Raw genomic sequence first — 1,817 nt, forward strand, 5'->3', positions numbered from 1 at the left:
AATCAGAATGAAGTTCGCCGCAGACGGGAAAACCTTTACTCCCGGCAATTCTGCCAGAGCTTGCGCCAGCTTGCTGCGTTCTGCACGCAGCAGCGCCGCCTGCTCGTTCAGCACCTCCAGCTTATCGAGGCAGAATTCCGCCGCGGCCTGGCTCAGGACATTGACGTTATAAGGTGGACGGATCTTGTCGAACTGTTCCAGCACGGCAGGCGCGCAGGACATATAGCCCAGGCGAATGCCGGCTAGGCCCAGCTTGGACAAGGTACGCATGACGATCAGATTATCGAACTCCGGCAGGCGGGCCATAAAGCTCTTCTGTGCGAAGGGCTCGTAGGCTTCGTCCACCACGCACAGGCCCGTATCGCCGAGGGCGCGGATGATCTGCACCATCTCGTCCTCGTTGAACAGGTTGCCGGTCGGGTTGTTCGGGTAGGCCAGGAAGACCAGGGATGGCTTGTGCTCAGCGATCGCCGCCAGCATGGCCGGCAGGTCGAGTGTGAGGTCGTCTTTCAGCGGCACGCCAACGAAGTCCATGCCCGCAATCATGGCGGAGCGCTGGAACATCACGAAAGAAGGCACCGGCGCCAGCATGACCGCGCGGCGGTCCTGATGCGCGCAGGCTTGCGCCATGATGGCGATCAGCTCATCGGAACCATTGCCCAGCATGACATCGTAGCCGGCCGGTACGCCCAGCCTGGCGCAGATGCGCTGCTTGAGCGTGGCGTAGCTGGCCACTGGGTAGCGGTTGAGGGCAACGTCAGCCAGGCGCTGTGCCAGTTCATGATGCAGATGCTTCGGCAGCTCGTACGGGTTCTCCATCGCATCCAGCTTCACAAAGCCGCTGGCATCGGGCACGTGGTAGATGTGGTCTTTGCGCACATCATCACGGATGGTGTTGGCGATCAGGCTGTCGAGGGACATCTTGCATTACTCCTGTAAGGCTAATTTCTTTCGTTTGGGCGGCGGCGGCGCTTCAAGTTCAGCAAGCCGTTGTTGAATGATGCGGCAATAGTCGGGGTTCAGTTCGAAGCCGACGAAATTGCGTTCGCAGCGTTTCGCTGCTACAGCGGTAGTGCCGCTGCCCATGAACAGGTCAAGCACCACACCGTTTTGCGGACAGGATGCCTTGATCATGCGTTCGATAATTTCGAGTGGTTTTTGCGTGGGGTGGTCGACGCGCTCCGAGTGCTCCCGGTGCAGGCGCGACACGCTCCACATGTCTTTCGGGTTGTAGCCCACTTCCAGCCATTTCGCACCGATGAAGATCGAGCGCGAACGGGCTTTCTTCGTTTCGGCGTCGTAAGGGATGCGCACGGCGTCGAGGTCGAAGAAGTAATCCTTGCGGCGCACGAAGAAACCGATGGTGTCGTGCACCGATGAGAAACTGCGAGTACTGCCGCCCATGGAGGGCACGCGGCGGTCCCAGATAATCTCGTTCATCATCGTCATGCGCTTTTTCAGCATGACGAAAATCTCCGGCGAATAACGCCAGGTGAGGAAGATGTACAGGCTGCCGTTTGGCTTCAGCTTGGGCAGGGCTGCGTCAATCCAGCGCTCGGTCCAGGCCAGGTATTCGTCTACCGTTTGCTGGTCCGAGGCGTTGCCGTAATCCTTGCCCAGGTTGTAGGGCGGATCGGTCAGGATCAGGTCGATGCTGCCATCCGGAATACGCGCCAGACCTTCCAGCGCGTCTTCGCAGAAGACCTGGTTGAGCCACCCCGCACCCCGGGCCAGACCCTCGGGGTCTGACCCTGCCGTCAGGGTCTTCATTGGTTTTTCAGGCGCAGTTCTGCGCTACGTGCGTGCGCCTGCAAGCC

Annotated in this window: 2 protein-coding genes; both read right to left on the reverse strand. The window is 59.9% G+C overall.

All coding sequences use genetic code 11. From position 1 onward, the window contains the following. Nucleotides 1-921: pyridoxal phosphate-dependent aminotransferase (locus tag AB4Z11_RS30650; RefSeq protein WP_442029802.1), on the reverse strand; the 921-nt coding region annotated here is incomplete at its 3' end. Between the two features lie 6 nt (nucleotides 922-927). After that, a complete protein-coding gene (locus AB4Z11_RS30655) occupies nucleotides 928-1,770 on the reverse strand; it encodes a DNA-methyltransferase (RefSeq protein WP_442029804.1) in 843 nt (280 codons plus the stop codon). Nucleotides 1,771-1,817 lie beyond the last annotated feature (47 nt).

The organism is Pseudoduganella sp. RAF53_2 (assembly GCF_052113985.1).
In the GTDB taxonomy this organism is placed as follows: domain Bacteria; phylum Pseudomonadota; class Gammaproteobacteria; order Burkholderiales; family Burkholderiaceae_D; genus Rugamonas.

Coding starts and splice junctions, on each gene's coding strand:
- AB4Z11_RS30655 (WP_442029804.1), bottom strand. CDS start 1,770: ATGAAGACCCTGACGGCAGGGTCAGACCCCGAGGGTCTGGCCCGGGGT.